We start from the raw sequence: 21,861 nt of genomic DNA, 5'->3' as shown, positions 1-21,861 counted from the left end.
TGAAGGTTCTCCGTGGATTCTTTCGATTGACGCCAACTTAACCAACCGTCAGACCTGAATTTGGATCCCTCGGGATTTTGCGGAATTCGAACTAAGGGAGTGTAACGCTTGGAAAACGCTGTAGGTTTCTATTGGACACTACCTGTTACTTGGGCGCATTTTGTAGAACTACCGAAAGATATGGAAGCTGCGGCCACTGTCAGCAAAACTATTCGCTATCAGATGGAACTGATCAGACGATACGCGAAAAACCATGACTACAATCTCATACATGAAGAGATTTTTCTCGAAATCGAACCTGACAGGGGCAGCGTACATATCCAATCAGCTCTGGACTTCATTGAGCGCATGTGTCGAACCAGTAGTGCAACCATTCTAGTCGTCGATTTTTCAGTTGTGCAGAACTGGCGTCGGAATGGGTACATGGACGAATGGTTTGAAAACACTGACATGCCATTTATTCGCATCCCACCTGATCCGCTCCTGTCTGCTGAATGGACTTTCGATCCCGGCCAGCATTTTGGCGATTGGCGCAAGCGGCACTCGGACTGGATGAACTCCAAGCGTGAACGAGAAGCGTTTGCATTGCGTCGAAGTTTAAAGCTTCAGGAAACCGGTCTGAGCGTGAACGCAATAGCCGAACAATTGAACATGGAAAAAACTCCCTCACCAACAGGGAAACCATGGCGTGAGAGCAATCTCAGAGCCTTCATGAAAAAGCACAAATGAGGTTGCTCCCGTTCTTCCTTGAGTCGGAGTTAAGCGCCATAAAACTTTTGAAATGATGTCAGGGGTCCTGTGACCGCTTCCAATTTTGCTCGTGCCTTTCTGTCGTCGCCGAAAACCAGGGCTGACTTTTCCCGCGATGTACGCCCAGCATTGTTTTTTAATCGAAACGTGACTTGGATCGCGCACTTACCGTCAAAGCCCCCACCATAGATAAATCTATATGGGTCTTTTGACATTTCTTTCGCGGTGGGGAGGTCTTGCGCAGCGAGCTGTTTGGAAGCCCAGATATCCGGCATGAACCTGGCACAGTCAGTCGGTGAAAGAAATATCACATCATGGGATTGAACGGCACGTTGGATCCGTGTGCCGCCCTTTTTGAAACTCCGCCATTGTTCAATGCGGTCAACAGTGGCATCCACAACCACGGGTGAAAGCAGATACACGTTTTTGGGGCATTCATTGTGGATCAACCGGATGCGATCCATCGCCTGTAATATCTCCATTTCCCGGATTTGCCTGAGAATCCTATCCCCCCAAGCATCGGGATGTGCAACGACCTCTAAGGGCGAAACCCCTCCTTTCAGCCGGATACCTCTAGATACTTTAGTGTACTCCCCACTTTGGAAGGCATCACCTGTAGCGGCAGCATAGGCTCGCGCGATGCGCTCTATGTCCTGACAAGCCGGTTGCTCACGGCCAATTACAAGTGCTGAAGGGCAACCCTCCCATCTGTTCTGCCCCCTTAGAGCACCAAAGTGCCCTGCTCGTTCGGTGTTGATAATGTCGAGTGACTGGAGAACACTTTTGTTTGCAAACACCGCGGCGTTAGGCTGGCGTGCAATGACTTGTTCAACCCAGGCTTTGAGTCTTTGGTTTTCTTCTAGGATCTTTGAGCTTAATCCTTGCCGAACTTGGCTCACCTCACACAGTCGACGCTTGGAAAAATTGCATCCCACAACCTGAGTAATTTTGGCGTTTCGCTCCACCGGATGGTGATGGCATTCAAGATCCGACCCAAAAGCTACACGAGACAAATCTTGATCTGCCGTTCCATCAAGGTACAGAAAGGGGACGTCGTCTCCATGCTTAAGCGACTTAACCCTAACAGCTGTCAAACTCGGCTCGAGTTTTGGGTCGCGCCAATCAGGGCCTTGTTTGAAAACGCCCACGGCTTCTTCAAGACCATTATCGATTTCGGAGCGAAGGCACTCGAGCAAAAACTGAAGCGACTGAGCTTCTTCGGTGGGCAGTCTTTGCAGCCTATTGCGCAAGCGCGCAATGTCCCGCGTGTTCCATGTTTGAGTGCCATAGCCCAGAGCCTTTCGAAGAATCACTGACACCGATTTCGAGTTAAAGGCTTCGAGTGCCGCGATAGCTTGTTCGAGGAGTATGGACGTTATGCCAGAGGCTCTGAGTGCATTCAGAGACACACTGAAAGACTGCCCAAGCGAACTTAAAAGGGCTCGTTGAACACGGGTAACGGGATGCTCATCGACAACGGGAGCAACTCCTTTCGTAGCGCCGCGTTCTTCCGAAAATGACCGGGCCTCAGGAAGAATGAAGTCACCGAGTTCTTCCAATGTGACATCTACACATTCAACGGCGAAATCTCTCGGGCGCTCATCAAAGATGACAAGGTCAGGTTTCGCTTCACCAGGCAGCGGCAAATAGCCAAATTCGTGTGGGGCAAAGATAATTAGACCGGTCTTGTCCCTCAAAGCCCGTTTGATCTCGGCCTCTTGGCGAAGATATCCGCAAGTGTCTTGATGTGGACATCGTTTGCACAGTGATGAACGAACCGACCAACCTCGAGCCGACACGTGCCGGGCTGTCTCAAATACCCGGCACATTTTTACCCCGTTTTCCATTGGGTCAGGCTGACCCCGCCCACGTAGGCCTATCACGAGGGGAGCACCAGCCGGCGCATTGACGATATAGTCGTCGAGCGCTTCTTGAACTTTTGCATGATCCGGCAAGAGCATCAGTGAAACCAGGCCATGTGTTTTGTGAAGAAAGCCTGGCGCTCCCTCTCTGCCAACGAGGAACGCTGTCTTCCCAACGCCTTGCGCCCCGGACAGAAGAACACGCGGCGCTGTTACAGGTTGAGGGCCATCTGTGAATTGCCAAGACTTGGCATGGTAAGCCAAGGCTTGTCTTCCCCAGTCTTCCAAAACCTGGGCATGCTTTGCGATGGCCTCTTCACGATGGAGGGTCGGCGCTGGATAGAAAGGTACTGTCGCGACTTTAATGTCGCTTTGGCTGAGCGGCCGCTCCAAGCCAGTTTTGAGACCGTTCTCAACTACTTCGTCCGCACGTTTGTATCCAACAGATCGCGCAGCTTCGACAAGGCTTTCTCGAGCTTCGTCGAAGGAAATGTGTCCACCTGCTACGTAGCCGCCAACGAGTTGAACTTCGTCGAAGATCCGAGGATTGGATGCCCCCTTCAGTACAATTCGTTTGCAGGCCTTGGACAACTGCTGTCGTCCAAAATTGGATGTCGACGTACATCCTTTTGAAGACTTGGTAAGAGAACCCTTGTCGTTTCTTCTATTGGACTGCCTTGGATTGGCATGCCTTTTCTTGGCTTCGATTGGAAAAGCAATGAGCGAGGCATCGACGGCATCTTTGTACCCTCTAAACACTCCTGACCTGGGGCACCCTGCGAGTGGATCAGATACGCCCTGAAAGATCGGGAAGGCCGTATAATTGGGTTGAGCAATGCCCGCGAGAGACTTGTCGCTTCCGGCATGTTCGAACAAAAATCGACGCTCGTGTGCAAACAGAGGACGGTTTGCCAGACACCAGAAGTGAAACTTGGCCAAGTCATCTTTCCCGGGGGCTGCCGCGCTAGAAGACGCTTGCCAAACTACGGATACACCTTGCAACACAGGTATTTTGCGACAAAGTGCGCTCCAGGCCCATTGCGCTAAGGCCGCCGGATCTTCCCATCCCAAATGGCCGGGACGTACGAGATCATCCACATCGAAATGTAAAAGGTAGGAGCCTCTGTCTTCCAGCGTCGCAGGCGCCCCGTCACGTGGATTGGCCAATCTTCGTATTTTCTGTTGATTGCGGTATGCCTCGGTGACTGAGCCCATCACGACCACTTTGGATGGCTCGTAAGCCAGCTCTGCGAGCAAAGCTGTCAGACCATCAAACCCTGAGATTTCGGCTTCATGAGGTTTGAAGTGTTTTGCTCGACTGCTGCGCTCCACCCCGCCTGGATGAAACACCTTCGTTTGAGGTTTATTGGTGCTGGCTTCTAAGACAGTTACTTTGAATACATTAGTTTTCGCGGCGACCTTAGTTGTTCGCTCGGCATCAATTGCCATGGGTGTTTCTCCTGGAGCACATAGCCAGGCGCGTTCAGTTTACGTAATGCGAAAATTCTCAAATTGACTGACACTGCTCGGGTCCTGCCATTGGGCTCTCATCCATTGGCCAGCGAAATTGCTGACATGCGGAGTGTCCCGACCTTTGGTTTAGCGGTGGTTTCTAAAGCCGAGAGTCAAGGCTGGCGTTCAGGTTTTGTTAACTTCACACAACACCAGGGCTTACCCGAGGATGGGAAGGGCTTGGAAAGGCAAACCTAAAACTGCCAAGTCTTGGCATGGCAATCCTCGCAAACCCAAGACAAAGAAAGCCAATCTAAGACTTGGCCTCCAAATTCTTGGTTTTCCAAAGCATCCTTAAATTTTCCGAAAGGTCGATCTGCCAATATGGAACCAGGCAAGAAAAAGGAGTCAATAAGTGCCTGTTATTTCGTTTCTTTCTCCAAAGGGTGGTTGCGGAAAGTCAACCGTCTGTGCGTTGATTTCACAAGAACTCTCTAGGCTGGACCTATCCTCAATCATCCTGGACACTGATCCAAAACGCTGGATTTCCAGTTGGGCGAACCTGAAACAGCTGAACAGCAATATCGATGTGCGCCCCATTGACCAAGAGAACCTTACGGATGCCGTCTTCAAATCCGCAGTAGAGGCGGATTTTGTACTGGTGGATGTTGAGGGTTCAAATGATGCTAGCCTGATTGACGCAGTCTTGGTTTCTGACTTTGTAGTTGTACCATGCCGGGCAAGCAGGATGGATGCGCTAGGAGCCGTACAGGTTCTCAAGCAAGTAGCTCAGAAAAGCCAGGTTCTGGGTCGGAAAATTCCGGCTGGTGTACTGCTCAACCAGACTGAACCCGGGGCAGTAGAGTTCCGGATCACAGGCGCAATTAAAGCCATTCTCGAAGAAGCCGGTGCACCGATTTTCAAAACGCAATTGGCGGCTCGACCCGTTTTTCAGGCGATGATGAGTCTGGGTGGAGACTACGTCGATCTACCGCGTGCGTTTCAAGGATCTTCGCCAAAATCAGCTTACGAAAATGCGAGGGCACTGGCTCGCGAGGTTCTACTTCGTGCCACAACACCTGGCTACGAACATGTATAAGGAAAGCCGGATGAGCACACACACAAAAGTACCGAGTATTGGCAGCATTCAGGAACACACACCAGACGACATGAGTTTCGAGCGCAAGGCACCAGTATCGCTGTCACAGCTGAAGCTGGCAGAAATGAGCCCGAGTCGACGAAGAGCAGCGCTTCGGACAAAGACGTTTACTTCGGATGTGAACCCAGCGCTTTATGCGGCATGGGACGAACTTCGCGAGGCTAAGGAGCTAACAGTTGTCCGAGCTCTAGAACTGTCGCTAATTTCTTTCCTGAACGCTAACGACAAGGAATTTGAGCTGTAGATATAATCTCAAGCGTATTCCGTTCCGAAGAAAACTGCAAAGGATCGTAACTATCCTTCCGAACCGTCGCGTTGTTTTTCCTTAGAATAAAGACATCCGTAAAGGGCGCCCGATAGGGGCGCCTTTTTACTTACATACGCACGTCTGCATTTGCATGTGTATTTGTTTGTTTGATCATTCAATCGTGTACGAGGCGCTGACCTTTTTGGCTTCCATTATAGCCAACTTATGCCCGCGACAAAGCCTGACATAGTCCGAAGATGTGCGTGTGCCCGCTTGCCACTGGACATGATGCGACCGGGGCTGATCACCTCTCGTCGCACCTGAGATCCGTCCGATCCACTCCAATCTGAAGCCCTTAAGGCCGGGTTGATACCATTGGCGCGAGTATCTGCTTCAGTTTCGCCTTTGATCATTTAACTAATTGTTTTCATGAAAACTTGGCTTTGCATTTTGTTAAATTTATGGCCGCCCGAGCACATCAAGCGCCTCGGTTGCAGTGATAAACCTGCCGTCCTCCAGCACATCCTCGAAGTTGTCGACCGCGACAAGGAAGGAACCACCACGGCGCATATCCATGGATATTCTATAAACCCAATTGACGTCCTCCTTGGTTACCACCGAAACCTCCGCTTTCAGATATTCCTCATCAAACTCATCGATGTCCCCACCAATTTTCACACAAAGATCACTGGTAAACTTGGACAGCATGTCAGCAGCTTTTTCCCTATTCATTTGGGTGTTGGCCTCCCACAAAAGCTTCTTACCTCCAATTTTTCAACGCCCCACCCAGTTGGTACATTCCGACCCCACTGCCCTTCGACTTCTTTGGATACTTCGCTGATGGCTTGTTTCGGTTCTTTCTATGAAACTTAGCCCAATCTGAGGCTTCCTTTGGGTTGAAACCAAGCCCTTTTATCTGATTTTTGCAGTTGTTTATGCTCGTTACGAGCTTTCTTGCTTCCAAAGCCTCTTTCGGAGTTAACTCTTTACCAGATTTCGCCTTTTTCAGGAGTTTCCCGAGCCGCGTTCGTCGCTCCTCATTCTTCAAAGCGATCTTCTTTGCTTCTGCGAGGTTGCTGGTAGCTTTGTTCAGCTTCGTTCGTCTGCCCATTTAAGTATCTGCCTAATTCTATCGACCATCAGCTACCCAATTTCCGTGTCCGTTCAATGCGATTGAAATCACGACGCGAAGAAATCGGAACTCATGACTATGACCGGCAGCAATATCACCAAAGCCAAGAAACCCCACTTTAGCGCGGCGCTTTCGACCTTTTGACCAAATGCCGTTCCTCGACCAAAGATGACAGCGTCGCCTAGCCACCCGAGCAGCAGAGCGTTGGCAACAAAGACTGTCGCGAACATGCCTGGTCGATCCAATGACAACTCAAGACCAGGTAGAGCAAAGTAGCAAACTGGAAAGAACGCAACGATCCAAACGTAGTATGCGATCCGTCCAATCATGTCAGGTCTCCTGCGAAAGCTTTGTGACCGTCCGGCTAAGGCGCTCTAGTTTTGTTCCGGTACGGCTTATTACGCTGCTTAGGTAGCGTAACGCCAGGGGAGATGTTCGTCGAGGCGTGTGATCTTGTGGTCTGCGAATTGGGTAAGGACCCAGGTGAGGCAAGCCTGTTGTGCGATGGCTTCGAGCTCGTTTACGGATGCGTTCAAGGGGTTACCCCCCCTTTTTCCTCGCCAAGGAAAAAAGGGGGTAAACCGGGGGTAGCCCAAGCGAGTCTTCAACGGTTCTTCCCAAGTTTCTAAATTGGCGGGTTTAGCTACCTGCTCTGAACGGAGCTCATCGGAGAACACCGGTTATCTTTTCTATATTTTATCTTTTCTATATTTTCTCTTTTCTAAAGTTTCTCTTTTCTAAAGTTTCTCAGTTCTATCTTTTTCACTTTTCTATCTTTTTGCCTTTCGAATTCATATCTGGCCTCAAGCAAGTTACTTAAAAAATATAATATAATCAATATGTTACGTTGATTTTTTGTTGACATGCAGTTTTAGACATGTCAAAAGAACTGCGTGAAAACAATCAAATGGAGATGCGCATGCTTGAGTATATTCGAACCGCCTACCATCAACTTCACGTCGCAGCAGTTATCATTCATGTTCTGCTTGTTTTCGGCGAACTGCTTCACATTCTGCCACATGCATAAGGACCCCCAAGTGACCTGTACGCACTTTGATATAGCCATGCAGGTGCAGCCTCTCCTTCGACACCGTATTATTTCAGCCTAACGGGCTTGATACGCGGTCGGCGTCGAATGAAAGGCTGCACCGGCTTCTGCTCCTCGATCATAGAAAAAGTCAAAAGAAAGTACCTTTTCCCGTTCGTATCGCGGCACATCCAACATCCGACCGCAAAGCGTTGCTGGTGGATTATTGCGATTCCAAAAAGGTGCGGCTCGCTCTCCTCGGTTCTGTTATGAAAGACCTCAAGCTTTGCTTTTTGGCTGGTTCGCACACCAGAGCGCCTTTCATGAATCTCCAAAAAAAGTGCTGCGTCGGATGGAGAAAAAATCTCTACAAATCCTGTAACAAAATTTCTTTTGCCGCAAATATCCAGCACGCCAAGCCAAGCAGAGCATTCATTGTGATTGGGTATCCCATTTGGGTACAGCTTTGCAGATCCTGTCTTTGTCATATTGCATAACCTCATTTGCTCGATGGCAAATGTATGTGCGGACGCAAGCAACAACGGCCCGTCCCGCGGTTGTTGGTAAGTTGTTTGTTGCAATGTCGTTACCAAACTTCTGGCTACGCGAACGTCCAACAACAAGTTGTGCCGCTAGCCAAATGGAGTTTACGCGATGGGAAAAGCTGCCCGGAGTTCAAAGACCCGACAAACTGAACTCATTGGAGTTAGGTTGAACTCGGATTTGAAAAGCCTGTTGGATGAACGGGCCAAGGAAAATGGTATCTCACCTACTTCACAGGCTCGCGTCCTGCTTGCACGTTCACTGGGGTTCTCAAACGAAGTGGAAACGCGGCCACCATCTCGGCGTTGCAGTCAAAAAACGATCTCACAAGATCTAAAACGCGCCGTCTGTTTTCTGGATCTTTTGCAGGACATGCGCAGGGAACTTCAATACCTCGCGCATACCCTAACGCGCACTCATAACGATCCTTCTGAAAGCCGCGCCATTGCTGCTGCTCTGGCCAACATATCTGCTTCCCTACATGGCATCCAAATCCACGTGACAGGAGGCAACACATGATCATCAAAACATTTCGTGTCCCTACCGGTCATACCAACAAGATTGCCAAATACCTTGCCGCCAAAGGCGAAAACGAGCGGGTTGATTGGCTTTGCGGTCATCCTGATGACATCCAAATCATGGGTGAGATTTCGAAGCTCTCGGGAAAAGCTTTCTCAGTAAGACACGTGGTTCTGGCACCCCAGGTCCGTTTAGATCACACTCAGCTCGCGCAAGTGATCAAGGCATATTGCCAAGAGTATCGAGTACCCAATTCCAGCGTAAGACGCCTTTGCCTGATCAAGCATATGAAACCGCGTGCTTCCATGAAGTGCACAAATGTTCACTGGCATCTTGCGATACCGGAGACAGATTCCCTTAGTTTGAGAGTACTCAATAGTTCCTTCACACGAATCCGAGACGAGAAGTTGTCCCGAATGTCCGAATTAATGCTCGGCCACCCTATTGTGCCAGGGCGTTTCACGACACAGGTTTTCGAAGTTCTACAGAAGGAGCGTCCTGACCTCGATCTCTCCGCATACAGAATTGCTTTGTCCCAGGCTCGCCCGAAGCCTGATCACTATAATTGTGCTCGGAGCACAGGTGAGGCTGAGCGACGTTTCGATCTCTGATCTCCAGCTTCATTGCATCAGCATCGCACAGATTGTGGCATAACAACTGAGACCTTTCTTAGTCTTCAGGTGCTACCAAACGTCCTTGATCATCCAGTTTTAACGCCGCGAATTTGCGTCCAGAATACCCTGGCCACTTGTCCGCATAATCTAAACAAATGATCAGAACGTTTTCGCCCCGCAGTGACTTGAGCTTGCCTTGCTGTTTACCGGGAACCCTAAATATTGCCCATGCGCCTTTCGTTTGAAGGCCGTATGTTCGGAAGTCACTTGTAAAAATCAAACCCTTGTGCTGCTGGACCAATTCACGAATGCTCTCCAGCGCTTCGCGCCGAGAGGCCGTCCAGGATCCGTCTGAGTTCACCGTCTGGAGAAGATTCTTGATTTCTCCGTGCGGTTTTGAAGAAAGCTTTTGGTCTAAAATTCGAACCATTATTCTCTCAAGTCTGATATTCGTTTGACCCAGAGAATGAGTCAAATTCGCTGCTAAACGTGAAATTCCGAGCAACTTCTTTCAAAGCTGCCAACAACGTTGAAATCCAGTTCAATAGCTGGCTAAGCGTCCCCGCTTCAGACTCCCGCAAAACTTCTTCCGTTTGTAGGATGGTATCTTTCCATGCGTTTCCAAAGATCGTTGTCCACGCGTGCGGTATGTGAATAACCAGTTTAATCATGATATCTTAATAGGTGATTGAGAAACCTCAATAACGCTGAATTCACCATCTTCATCTTTTGCAGCTGCCAAATGCTCCCCTCGATACGTCACCTCTTCGGACCACCAGGGACCACCAATGCCACCTGGTAAGTCGGCCCAAACATACCACTTTCCATCTTGGTCCTGCTCCAGTGTCCAATCGAAATGAGGCTCACCAAAAGGCCCCTCAAAAAGGCCGGCGGATTTCGCAGCCCCTTCCCTAAGGGCGGCTTTCCCAAGGCGCAGCAGATCAGCGATCCGCAGCTCGCCGGTTAGCTGAAAGGTTTCAAAGTTATAGGGGCAAGAGGCTTCCCACATAACAGTCGCCCATTCAGCGTCGGGAACATCAATAAGACGATCAGCGGATGAGATACTCTTTGTCATCAATCTTCTTGAATCAGGATAACGTTGCAGGCGCGCCTATGCTCGCGAAGCGACAGTTGCATCGGCACTAGATCAAGAATTTGACGCCATGCGTCAAACATATCAAAGTCTTTGCTCATCGATCCGCCGAACGCTTCATACGGCTGCTATTTATACTCGTGCGCGAGGCTGCTCAAGACACGATGGCGCCCCTTGTATGGCTTCGAACATTCATGTTTGTCCAATACCTCTTCGATCTCCGATTTGTAGATCTCGCGTTTCTCAACCAGAAGAGCGCTCAAATTTTCGATGACGGCTCGGTTTTTTTCGATGACGTCCTTCGCCCGAGAATTGGCCGTTTCCAAACGTTGCAAGACGTTGCGCCGAATTTGTTCATCCTGAAGGATGTTAGTAAGGTTCGTCACTTCGACTGGCCGCCACAGCAAAGGATTTGCGCCAAGTCCAAACATCTCTTCCAGGCGCGTCGCAAGAAGTGTCGCTTGCGCAAGGTCACTTTGCGCACTGCCGCCAGAGCCAGTAGAAACCGATCCAAGAAAAGCCATTTCCGCTTCGCGCCCCGCAAGAAGCATTGCCAGCTTCGCTTCAAGCTCAGCGAGCAATGGAAATGGGCTCTTTTTCTCAAAGGACACGACCCCACCTCCAGTTCGGATCTCGGCACGATCAGGCACGCCAAGCCCGAGAAGGCTCCCGGCAACAATGTGACCCGCTTCATGATAAGCAGCCCGCAGCAGATCCGATTGCGAACTCTCAGGTACAATATTCTCCGCGGCAGTCCACAGATGAGCATCTTCCAACGTGGCTCCTTTGTATCTCGCCAAACTGCGGGCTTGTCGCACAATCGCCGCCGCATCCGCGCCTGTGCAGCCAATAAGATGTGCAGCCACGTCCTTAATCGTGCGCAGCGTAATTTCATCACCGCAATGATCTAAAAGAATGTCGACAAGTGCGTCTTTTCCGGGCTGTGACATCTCAATTTTCAGATCAAAACGCCCCGAGCGCACCAACGCGGCATCCAGTTTTTCTGGATGGTTACACGCCCCAACAACCAAGACACCCTGACGCTGATTGGCTTTGTCCATTGCCTCAAGGAGGGCATTGAGGGCCGATCTGGTATAGTTTGCATTCTCACCGCTTGCGGTTGCACGATCCTCAAAAGAATCGATTTCATCGATGAACAGTACCGTTGGCGACCTTCTGCACGCTTCATCGAAGGATTTGTTCATTGCCGCCAGAAAATCGCCCAGGTGGCCATGTTGCTGCCAGTCGGCGTAGCTCGTCGCAATGAAATGCGCACCGATCTGACTGGCAAGCCTCGAAGCGGCAAAAGTCTTACCTGTGCCCGGGGCACCAAACATGAGAATACCTCTGGGAATTTCCGACCAATCCAATTGACCGCCTCTCCATGTTTGAATGTCGGCAGACAGTTGCTTCAGAACCGCTTTGGTCGAACCCAGGCCCTTTACTGCGTCAAGCGCTGACTCATCGGCCGCAATCGAGTTGTCATCGGCAAATCGAACAAGCGCTTCCACCATCTTCTTGGTGTCCGACTGTCTCACTGCGGTGGTCAGCTGTTCCAGCGTCAAACACTGCAACGCCTGTGCTTGAGGCAGTTGCCCCAGGATCGGTTGGAATTCCGGGTTACAGCATGGACGGTGCAGTACTTGATGGAGTTTTAGAACGATTTGCTGAGAGACATCCGCTAGCCGCACAACTTGTGTTGCCGCCTGTCGGATTGTTTCAGGAATTTCCTCCAAACACTCGACAATGCACAGGAGCGGCAGTGGCTCCGCCATGCGATCAGACAAGTTTTTCTCAAACTCATCTTTCCCTTTGGCCCGGCGCGATGAATAGGTCCTGGAAGTCCGAGTAATAAGGCTGATCTTTGGAAGGTGCTTCTGAGAGTTCTTTGCTGCTGGCATGAGGCCGCGTTCAAAAGCGTCCTCGACATGCTCAACCCATGCCGGATCACCGGTTTCAACGACGGTGAACCCATATGGGGCATACAAGCTTTCGATGACGGTCTTTTGGTCCTCGGGGAAGCTTGCAAACAGCCGGATCAAAGCTGCCGCAGAGTGGATATCGAGTTTTGGTGAGCAAGCGAACCACTTCGTCCCCACACCCGCTTTTCCCTCATCTGCGCCCCAAGCATTTTCTTGAAAATCGGCAGAGCATAGTTCACGCAGCGCGTCATCGAACCAGGTGTTGAGTTGTCTTAGAAAACTGGAAGAAGTCTTAGATCCTCGTGGCATCGAGCACCCCTTTTGTCGGATTCAATCTGAAGCAGCTTGGAACGGTCGAACTACGACCAGGGACTATCCAAGCGATATCAGCCGCACGCTGGGGCGACTGAACAGTTCAGGTTGTTTCACAACAAAAGTCATCAATATTTCCAATTTGGGATCAGCAATTTAGCGCTGTTTGGCTACGAGTACAAGACCCGACTAACTACCTTCGTCAGGGTTCAAGAATCCGGATTTTTGTCCATAATTTTGTCTCATTATTTAGATACCCAGACATGGTGCCAGAACAAGGTTAACTTGGGATTAACGTTTTCAGCAGAGTTTGTCGTTGAGCGTTGACAGAGGCGATAGGGCTCAAGCCTTTTGGGGTACTTCGCCGGGGCCATGCATAGTCAAAAATCTAATTTGAGATATACTTTTTATATAAAAATTATATAACTTGTTGCACTCGGGTTTTCCCTGGGTAGTATCACCTTGAGATTGAAAGGTTGAATTCCTATGCCTACGACCATGGTCATTTTCACAAGCAAGAAGCCAGCAGACGTCGCGAACTTGGGCGGGACTGGGTGGTGGAAAGTTGACCCCGTAAAGGCACGGGGCGCGACCCATGTTGTCCTTACTCACAACGCCTTCGACAAGAGGCGACCTGGGGATCCAGAGCATCACGGTGAATCGTTCATGGTAGCGACGATAAAAGATGTCTTGCAGGATGAGGACGGTCGTTGGCTTATTCAGTTTGATCAGTATGCAATGACAAGTGCAGGGCTGAAGTGGCCCGGCTATAGAAACCCTGTCAACTATACGGACACTGAGATAGTTCTCGATCAGCTTGAGATCGGCGATTGGCAAAAAGTGCAAGAGGTCTCATTTAAGGACGCGCAGGCAATAAGGCGGCGTGACGATGCCTCCGCGACGCGCATGCAAGCGAGGCAGGCTGCAACATCAGGCACCGGCGAGCTGACATTTGGCGAGATCATCGAACTGTACCGTGAACGCATTGCAGTTGATCTCGGTGTCGAGCCAACGGCCGTAAAAATCACGATAGAGACCTCAAAATGAGCACCGCGCTTGGCACGAAATCACAAAACTATGTCAGCAAAAGATTATCCGTGAGCGGACTTTATGCATACATGAAGGCTGGCTTTGCATGATCATCTGCGAACGGGTTGATCATAGTCGTTCAATCTACTTTAACGCACCAAGGCCGCCACTTAACTACCGCCAGGATTGCTTGGCGAAACTGAAGATACCTGGAGGACTCCAACAAGTGTTCCGAAGAAGACTACTTAGATTTTTGCAGGGTAGACTTGCGCCGCACGTACAGCCTGGAACCTTGTCGATTGTCACAGAGTAAGCCGCTACGCCCTACTCAACGCACCAAACACACCGAAGCTCGCTGGTGAGCGTTTAAGCCAAGCCAAAAAGCAAGACTATTTTCGGAGCCCGAAATGAATCCCATCCCACAACCCGGTTCGGTCGTCAAAGTACGCTCAGCCATCTGGAAAGTATTGGGTCTTACGCAACTGAAAGGCGGCGACAGCGAAGTCCACTGTCGTGGGGTGTCCGGACTTGTCAGGGACAAAGAAGCTCGCTTTATCTGGCGGGTTGAAACAGGATCTCAAGTTCTAGATCCGGCCGAGGTCAGGCTCGAACATGATAGCTCACCGGGGCTCATGGACACAAAACTCTTCCTCGAAGCGGCCTTTAGACAAACCGCAACAACGACAAGGCAACCTTTGACCTTTGGACAAGCCGCCATCGATGACCTCAGTTTCCAGCATTTACCTGTTGAAAGGGCTCTTTCTCAGGACCGCGTCCGGTTGCTTATTGCTGACGATGTTGGCCTTGGGAAAACACTTGAAGCTGGACTTATCACCTCGGAGCTAGCACTCCGAGGGCGGGCCAACAGGATTCTTGTTGTAACTACACGCGCGATGCTAACGCAGTTTCAGAAGGAATTCTGGACACGATTTTCCATCCCGCTTTCAAGGCTGGATAGCGCCGCAATTCGCCGAATGCGGAACAAAATACCGGCGCATTACAACGTTTTCGACCAATTTGATCGCTCTATTGTATCCATCGATACTTTGAAGCGAGATGCGCAAATCCGGGCCGCAATCGATGCATCCTATTGGGACCTGATTATTATCGACGAAGCCCATAATGCGGCCCGCCGCAAAAACACAGCTGGCACCAACTCTCAACGGGCTGAGCTTGCGAAACTGCTTTCGCGACGAACAGACTCACTACTCTTGCTAACAGCAACACCGCATGATGGATCACACGAAAGCTTTGCAAGCTTGATCGAAATGCTTGATCCAACTCGCGTGCCCGATCCTACTAAGCTCAAGCGCGAAGACATCGAAGATTTGGTCGTTAGGCGCTTTCGATCATCACCCGAGGTCATAGAAGATCTGGGAGAAATCGTGCCGCAGAGAAAACTGATCAGAAGAGATTTCCCTCTCAGCCCCGAAGAAGAGGCTGCATATCAATTGATTGCGGATCTTCATCTGGATCTTGACGAAGAAAACAAACGCGGTCGCGCAATTGATCTCTTTCGAACAACCTTGGCTAAGGCCATTTTTTCTAGCCCTGCCGCCTGTCTGGAGACACTGAACAATCGCATTCGGGGTATCGAGAAAGGAACGTCTCGCGGCACCGAAGAGGATCAAGAACGCCTGCAAGCGCTTGCCGATCAGGTTGAGAAAATTGGTGTTAGCGAATTCAGCAAGTATCAGGATTTGCTGGAGGCTTTGAAGGCGGCAAAATGGACTGGAAGCAAGAAGCGCGACCGCCTTGTTGTTTTCTCAGAGCGCATCGCCACTGTGTCCTGGCTTGCCGAACGGATGCGAGAGGATCTAGGGCTCAAAGAAGATCAGATTGCTCGAATTGACGGCGGTAGCGTTGAAGCCGACATCAAAACCCAGAAGGTCATTGAGGATTTTGGGCAAGAAAACTCATCTATCCGGGTTTTGATTGCATCCGATATGGCCTCCGAAGGCCTTAACCTCCACTTCCAATGTCACCGGCTTATCCATTTTGATCTGCCTTGGTCTCTACTGCGGTTTCAGCAACGCAACGGTCGGATCGACCGTTACGGGCAAGATCGTGCACCGCAGATCACATATTTTGTCGGCGAAAGCAGCCACCCAAAAGTTCGCCAGATGTGGGTTTTGGACAAGCTCGTTGAAAGAGATGAGAAAGCCCAGGAGGGTGTAGGCGACCCTGCTGTTTTCCTTGGCCAAGGGGATGCCGAAGGTGAGGAGGTTATCGTCGCAGAGGCTGTCGCGTCAGGGGTCGGCGAAGACGCCTTTGCTCGAGATATGGATGAGCGTGCTTCGCAAGCAAAGGCTCTTGATGATGCATTTGACGCGATCTTTGGGGACTATGCCGACAACGTGGAAGAACAAACGAGTGCCGCCTCAACTACAGAGGCGAAGCCTCCGAGATTGTTTGAAGACACGTTCTCTTATACAGGCAGCATGTTGGAACGGCTCGGTCGACCTGAAGAGCGGGTTTTTAACACACCCCCAAGCATCTCTGAGGCCCAACGCATCATAAAGTTCCAGATACCAGACGATATGAAAGCGCGTGACGGCTTCGGTTATGCAAGTGCTGGGGCGGTTGATGGGCGATACATGCCGGAAGAGGCAGTGGACCGCTCTGGTAAGATCGAACTGACAGATCAGGCGGATACAATTACTAGGGCCATTGATGAAGCTAAAATGAGAGAGCGGTCCTGGCCAGACGTCCAGTATCTTTGGGACGGCCACCCAATTCTGGAATGGTTTGCCGACCGCTCAAATACGTTCTTTCCTCAACACTCGGCGCCGATTGCCTCGCTAAAGGGCCGACTTGCTGATGGTGAAATAGCTTTCGTCATGCACGGAGCCGTACCCAATTCGCTGGGCGCACCTGTCGTCGACCGGTGGGCCGTTGTTGTTCGGAGCGCGGATGGCGAATTTTGGATTGAAGAGATAGCGGAATTTCTCAGCCGCACCCAACTTAATGGGAGCACACCAAGTCAGCCAATTTCGCGCCAAGAAGACGCACAAAACGCACTGCGCTCGGCCGTTGATTGCTTCCAAACGCATCTACGTCAACTTCGAAACCAAAAGGCACAAGACATTGAAGCTGAAATGAATACTGTTTTGGCACGCTTGTCAGACTTGGAAAATCGCCACAAAGCCCAGTTGGACTTTGATTTAGGGGAAGTCACGTTCAATGAAGGCGCTTTGACTACGGCACAAAAGCGCGCACTGACTCTGCGGCAAAACAAAGAGAAGAGAATAAATCGTCTTTTTGAGGACTGGACCGAGTGGTTCGAAAGAACGCGCAAAGTTATTGATGACCCAAATCCGCATGTCGACGTCAAAGCAGTGTTCGTAGGGTAAGCTTATGGAACTCATTGGAATTGAGAATGAAGCAGAGTTTTTTCCTTCCGGGACCCTGTCAGACGTTCTGAAAGAAGAATTGGCCGATATCACCGCCCGTTGGTCTGGGTTAGATAAAAAAAGGCACCCCATCGACCGTTTGCAGGGTGTTTCTGGCAAGACGTTGGATGCTTACCGACAAATTCGGGCATCCAGTGAAGCGCCGAAGAGACTTGGGCTCACCCAAGAAGCTCGCTTCAAGGTTTTAGAAGCACTCGGCTATGAGTGGAAACGGGAAGCGATGCCCGCGGGTTTGGATGGCCAAACACTGATACCGCTTCTGGGCAAAGTCTCAAATGCAGATGGTAAAGATGCGCTTTGGATAATCGAAGCCCCGGTTCCGAGTAACGAAGACGAAGCGTCCGACCCACTGGATGCGAAGTTTTCCAAAGATCAGTTTGCAGAAGAGGACCGGGACGCGGCTCTATTGGACCAGACAATCGGCGAGTTTTTAGCCAAAGGCGTGTTTGAATTACCGGATGGACCTAGAAATGTATTGATTGTTGGTCTTTCCCAACTTGTCCTTGTAGATAAACGCAAATGGCCTGCGCGGTCGGTACTACGCTTCAATTTGCAAGAGATCTTTGCACGATCCGAACGTGACACGCTGGTTTTGACGGCTTGCCTGATTGCAAGAGAGGCTCGGGTGCCTGAGCAAGGCGTGCCGATTTCCGATAGGCTTGAAGAAGAGGCTCAGCGAAACGCCAATGCGGTGACATCATCGCTTAAGAAAACAGTGCGAGATGCTATTGAGCTGCTGGGGCAAGAAGTTCTCGAAGTCACCGAAGGCAAGTTTCCGTCGAATTATCCTATAAAATCCAAACGCGGTGTCTGGATCGAAGGACCGGATCTGTCTCGAGAATGTTTGCGATACATGTATCGCTTGCTGTTCATGTTCTATGCCGAAGCCAACCCGCGGCTCAGCTTGCTTGATTTAAAAAACCCGATTTACAACTCTGGATACTCTCTGGAAGGCCTGCGCGATTTGGAATCCGTTCCGCTTAGAACCACCGCGGATCGAACCGGGACGTTCCTTTGGGAAAGCGTGCAAACGACTTTAAGCTTGCTCTACACTGGCCTTGATCTGGTAGATGACGCCAAGTGTACGGGGCTCCGCCTACCTGCGGTGAAAGTGTCCCTGCTTGATCCGCGGAGCACGCCGCTCCTGAACAGCCTTAGTCTCCGCAATGAGGCTATTCAGAAGGTCATTCGGCTTCTGTCCCTGCGTTCCACCAACAAAAGTACGGGACGCATTTCCTATGCCAAACTCGGTATCGGACAGTTAGGTGCCGTCTATGAAACACTGATTTCCTTTACTGGGGTTGTCGCCAAGAATGATCTGATTGAACTCCTCCCAAACAAAAGCAAAAAGTCCGTTGCCGATCCAGACGTTCCAGTAAACCGCGTAGATGACGTCGATCCGCTTGCACCCAGTTGGTTTGTCGAGCGCCGTCGTCTTCTGAACGGTGAGTTCACCTCTGAAGAGGTGGTGTTCAAAGGCAGCGAAGCACTCATCTATCCGAAGGGGACATTCATCTATCGCCTCGCGGGTCGGGATCGAGAAAAATCCGCGTCTTACTATACGCCAGAACCGCTTGCCCGTTTGCTGGTTAAACACGCTCTCATGGAGCGCTGCAAAGACCTCACAGCAGATGAACTGCTGAAGCTGAAGATCCTCGAGCCCGCGATGGGGTCGGCGGCCTTCCTGGTCGAGACCACTAACCAACTGGCGGACCTCTATCTGGACCGCAAACAACAGGAGTTGGGCAAAACCATTCCGCAAGACCAAATCGTCGTCGAGAAGCAAAAGGTCCGCAGTTTCATCGCCGACCGAAATTGCTTCGGTGTCGACTTGAACCCTATTGCGGTTGAACTCGGCGCGATCTCGCTTTGGCTTAACGGGCTGCACAACAGCGCGTTTTCGCCTTGGTTCGGAGACCAGTTGCACGCCGGGAACTCGTTGCTGGGCGCACGCAGAGCGTCCTATGATCCGCGTTTAACGACAGCGTCTCGGGCAGCAGACCTCTGGCTCAATGCCAAACCACAGGAGATTGGCTGGCGGAACAAGCTGCCAGATGGTCAGATTTGGCAATGGCTGCTGCCGGCCAAAGACATGGCGAAGTTTGAAACCGACGCTTCGATCCGCCCTTTTGCAGGTGAGGCCCAAGCCAAAATCCGCACTTGGCGCCAAGGAGGTTTCTTCAAAAAGCTTGAAAAGCACGAAGTCCAATTGGTCCAGAAACTCAGCAAAGTGGCTGAAGCTTTGTTCGAGCAAGTCGCCGATGATCTGGAAAAGACTCGTATTTCTTCCAACGACGAGATTACCATTTGGCCCGGTCGTGAAATGGCTGGCAACAAGCGGATGGATTTCCATGCCAAGGCAAAGCTGACCGCGCATTTGGTCGGCGATGATCATGCCACGAATACCCTACCTTACAAGCGGCTCAAAACGGCGATGGACGCATGGTGCGCACTGTGGCTTTGGCCGTTGGATCAGGCGGACAAACTGCCATCGCGGCTCGAGTTTCTGAACGGTATGGCAATGATCCTTGAAGGCGGGTTTTCTGCGGACGGATCGCTTGAAGCGCCAAGCATGTCAGAGTTCTCGGACCCGGAACTGGATTTCTTTGAGCAGCTTGAACCGGATGCCCCCGCGCGTGATCTGTTCAAAGCGGCGGACAAGACCCAAGACCTGCTATTCCGCGAAACCAATGTCGAGGCGTTGATCGAAACCTTCGATTGGCTTGGCGTAGCGACCGAAGTGGCAGAGCGGGAACGCTTTGTGCATTTTGATTTGATATTTGCCGACGTGATGCGCGCCCGTGGTGGGTTTGACGTGATTGTCGGGAACCCGCCTTGGGCAAAGCCTTCATGGAACGAAGGGTTGGTGCTGGCGGATATTGACCCCTATCATCGTGGACTTTCGGCTACTGAAGCAAAGAATGTGCTTGGAGAAGCACTTGAAAAGGCAAAGGGAGTTGCGCGGTTCTCACAAGAATATGTTTCCACCAAGGGCGCAATGGCGATCACAGCCTCGGAAGTAATGCAGCCTTTTGCCGGCGGTGGGTCGAACAATCTCTATCGGTGCTTTGTTGATCTCTCTTTCCGGTTGACCGCGCCTCAGGGCTATGCCGCGCTTATCCACCAAGATGGGCATCTTGGGGATCCCAATTCTGGGGAGTTCCGGTCGCATTGGTATGCGAGAACAGTTAGCCACTTCGAATTTATTAACAGAATGAAATCACGCAATTTTGCAGAAGTTGACCACAACGTTCGATTTAGTTTGAACATCTATCGCGGCGAACCAACTTTCGACGGGTTTGATAAGTTCACATATGCGTTTGCAGCTTCTCAAGTGGAAGACTCTTATGCTGATCAAGACGGGTTGGGTGACCTCCCAGGTATCAAGAACGCCGAGGGAAACTGGGATACACGCGGTCACCGTGACCGGATCATGCGGATTGATCGTGATGCGCTGTCTGTCATTCATGCGCTCTCAGAAGAGGCAGATGTTCCCGTCGAACAAGCTCGGTTTATTCAACCGTTTTCGGCCCGCACGCTAGATGTGTTTAAGCAAATGGCAAAGTTCCCGAAGCTGGACGCCGCCATTCCAAAGAAGAAGATGCTAGGTGGTGAAGAGGTGCCGCTGTGGCAGATGTCAGCGCATTGGCACGAAACCGGAGCGCAAAAGGATGGTACAATCAAACGCGCGACCGAATTTCGAACTGCGGAAGCATCTGTGCTGCAAGGGCCGCTCTTTCACGTTGGTAACCCACTAAATAAAACACCCCGTACCGTCAGCCGAACCAATGCCGATTACGATGTGATCGACCTGACCTCTGCGCCGGATGACTATTTGCCGCGCACGAATTATGGGCCCGCGGTGGAGATGTCGGAGTATCGACGCCGCATGACTCGGTGTCGATGGGACCCCAGCAAAAGCCACGCAGATTTTTATCGGGTCGCCTACAGGCGGATGATTGCGCTCAACGGTGAACGGAGTTTGATATCAGCTCTTCTCCCGCCAGGTGTTGGCCACGTGAACACTGTGGAAAGTGTGGGGTTTTTCGATGAAAAAAACACGCTGGAGCTGCTGTCTTTCTCAGTTTCGCTGATTGGCGACTTTATGATCAAGGCCGCGGGCCGCGGCGATTTGTTTGAATCTACAGTCTCGGGATTTCCATGGGTGGATGTAGGTCCAACGGCCCATCATCGCGCACTCCGCCTCAATTGTCTGACGTCTGCGTACGCTGAACTCTGGAACCGAAACGCGCCTACGTTAAAACCAATGCCTTGGTCCACTGAAGACCCACGTCTTGTCCTTGAAGGCCCATTTGAAGGTTCGGCAACTTGGGAACGTAGCGCAGGTCTACGCACCGAATTCGCCCGTCGTTTGGCTCTTGTTGAAATTGACGTGCTGGTAGCACAAGCACTTGGCCTAACTCTTGAACAGCTGATCGAGATCTACGGCATCTATTTCCCTATTTTGCAAGAAAACGAAGAAGGCACTTGGTACGATCAACAGGGACGCATTGTCTGGACCTGCTCCAAAGGTCTGCCCGGTGTAGGCCATCTGGTGCAAGACAATCGCGGTAGCTGGAAAAGCCCTGGCCGCGCGGCGTGGGAGGCAATTTTGGCCTCAGAGCCCGATGAGTTGGTCAGTCAAGCGATTGACGACACCCAACCCGGCGGTCCTCGTGAGGTCACCCGCCGCTTTGTCGGCCCCTTCACCCGTTGCGACCGGATCGAAGATTATAAACGCGCCTGGGCACATTTCGAAGCGCTGAAGGCGCAAGGGGGCAACTGAT

At 51.1% G+C, this 21,861-nt stretch carries 16 protein-coding genes; 8 read left to right on the top strand and 8 right to left on the bottom strand.

All coding sequences use genetic code 11. The features are described 5' to 3' along the window. The first annotated feature begins 108 nt into the window (after nt 1-108). Nucleotides 109-729 carry a hypothetical protein gene (locus ACR0KL_RS09825; RefSeq protein WP_480776953.1) on the top strand — a complete coding sequence of 207 codons (621 nt, stop codon included), beginning with the start codon at nt 109-111 and terminating at the stop codon, nt 727-729. Nucleotides 730-758: 29 nt separating this feature from the next. On the opposite strand, the gene ACR0KL_RS09820 is transcribed toward ACR0KL_RS09825, so the two are convergent. Then, on the bottom strand, nt 759-4,061 hold the full coding sequence (locus ACR0KL_RS09820) for a hypothetical protein (protein WP_480776952.1): 3,303 nt from the start codon (nt 4,059-4,061) through the stop codon (nt 759-761). Between the two features lie 418 nt (nt 4,062-4,479). Between ACR0KL_RS09820 and ACR0KL_RS09815 the strand changes: the two genes are divergently transcribed. Further along, nucleotides 4,480-5,163, top strand: coding sequence for a ParA family protein (locus ACR0KL_RS09815; protein ID WP_321251725.1), 684 nt, complete (start codon nt 4,480-4,482; stop codon nt 5,161-5,163). Nucleotides 5,164-5,173: 10 nt separating this feature from the next. Next, nucleotides 5,174-5,467 (top strand): hypothetical protein, encoded by a 294-nt coding sequence (locus ACR0KL_RS09810; RefSeq protein WP_480776951.1) that lies wholly within the window; start codon nt 5,174-5,176, stop codon nt 5,465-5,467. Between the two features lie 462 nt (nt 5,468-5,929). Here the strand turns inward: ACR0KL_RS09810 and ACR0KL_RS09805 are convergent, their stop codons facing one another. The 4 genes from ACR0KL_RS09805 to ACR0KL_RS09790 form a co-directional block, all read right to left on the bottom strand. Continuing rightward, nucleotides 5,930-6,202, bottom strand: coding sequence for a hypothetical protein (locus ACR0KL_RS09805; RefSeq protein ID WP_480776950.1), 273 nt, complete (start codon nt 6,200-6,202; stop codon nt 5,930-5,932). Nucleotides 6,203-6,230: 28 nt separating this feature from the next. Further along, nucleotides 6,231-6,581 (bottom strand): hypothetical protein, encoded by a 351-nt coding sequence (locus ACR0KL_RS09800; protein ID WP_480776949.1) that lies wholly within the window; start codon nt 6,579-6,581, stop codon nt 6,231-6,233. Between the two features lie 68 nt (nt 6,582-6,649). Then, a complete protein-coding gene (locus tag ACR0KL_RS09795; RefSeq protein ID WP_480776948.1) occupies nt 6,650-6,931 on the bottom strand; it encodes a hypothetical protein in 282 nt (93 codons plus the stop codon). A gap of 766 nt (nt 6,932-7,697) precedes the next feature. Beyond that, nucleotides 7,698-8,117 (bottom strand): hypothetical protein, encoded by a 420-nt coding sequence (locus tag ACR0KL_RS09790; protein ID WP_480776947.1) that lies wholly within the window; start codon nt 8,115-8,117, stop codon nt 7,698-7,700. Nucleotides 8,118-8,283: 166 nt separating this feature from the next. Here ACR0KL_RS09790 and ACR0KL_RS09785 point away from each other — a divergent pair, with 166 nt between their 5' ends. Together ACR0KL_RS09785 and ACR0KL_RS09780 are read left to right on the top strand one after the other, a co-directional pair. Beyond that, the gene (locus tag ACR0KL_RS09785) at nt 8,284-8,691 is read left to right on the top strand and encodes a hypothetical protein (protein WP_480776946.1); all 408 of its coding nucleotides are present in this window, start codon (nt 8,284-8,286) and stop codon (nt 8,689-8,691) included. Next, nucleotides 8,688-9,302: a hypothetical protein gene (locus ACR0KL_RS09780; RefSeq protein WP_480776945.1), complete on the top strand. Its 615-nt coding sequence runs from the start codon at nt 8,688-8,690 to the stop codon at nt 9,300-9,302. Before ACR0KL_RS09785 ends, ACR0KL_RS09780 begins: the two co-directional genes overlap by 4 nt. 58 nt (nt 9,303-9,360) lie before the next feature. On the opposite strand, the gene ACR0KL_RS09775 is transcribed toward ACR0KL_RS09780, so the two are convergent. The 3 genes from ACR0KL_RS09775 to ACR0KL_RS09765 form a co-directional block, all read right to left on the bottom strand. Next, the gene (locus ACR0KL_RS09775; RefSeq protein ID WP_480776944.1) at nt 9,361-9,735 is read right to left on the bottom strand and encodes a hypothetical protein; all 375 of its coding nucleotides are present in this window, start codon (nt 9,733-9,735) and stop codon (nt 9,361-9,363) included. A gap of 237 nt (nt 9,736-9,972) precedes the next feature. Then, the gene (locus ACR0KL_RS09770) at nt 9,973-10,380 is read right to left on the bottom strand and encodes a hypothetical protein (RefSeq protein ID WP_480776943.1); all 408 of its coding nucleotides are present in this window, start codon (nt 10,378-10,380) and stop codon (nt 9,973-9,975) included. A gap of 146 nt (nt 10,381-10,526) precedes the next feature. Further along, complete coding sequence (locus ACR0KL_RS09765) at nt 10,527-12,629, bottom strand: AAA family ATPase (RefSeq protein ID WP_480776942.1); 2,103 nt, start codon at nt 12,627-12,629, stop codon at nt 10,527-10,529. A gap of 669 nt (nt 12,630-13,298) precedes the next feature. On the opposite strand from ACR0KL_RS09765, the gene ACR0KL_RS09760 reads away from it, so the two are divergent. From ACR0KL_RS09760 to ACR0KL_RS09750, 3 genes are all read left to right on the top strand, one after another. After that, a complete protein-coding gene (locus tag ACR0KL_RS09760; protein WP_480776941.1) occupies nt 13,299-13,679 on the top strand; it encodes a hypothetical protein in 381 nt (126 codons plus the stop codon). 389 nt (nt 13,680-14,068) lie between these two features. Then, entirely contained in the window at nt 14,069-17,014 is a 2,946-nt protein-coding gene (locus ACR0KL_RS09755) for a helicase-related protein (protein ID WP_480776940.1), read from the top strand. A 4-nt stretch (nt 17,015-17,018) separates the two neighbouring features. Continuing rightward, entirely contained in the window at nt 17,019-21,860 is a 4,842-nt protein-coding gene (locus ACR0KL_RS09750; protein ID WP_480776939.1) for an Eco57I restriction-modification methylase domain-containing protein, read from the top strand. The last annotated feature ends 1 nt before the right edge of the window (nt 21,861 follow it).

Source organism: Ruegeria sp. C8, assembly GCF_056537565.1.
The sequence above is the reverse complement of the archived record's forward strand: the minus strand, read 5'-3'. Positions and strand labels throughout refer to the sequence as shown.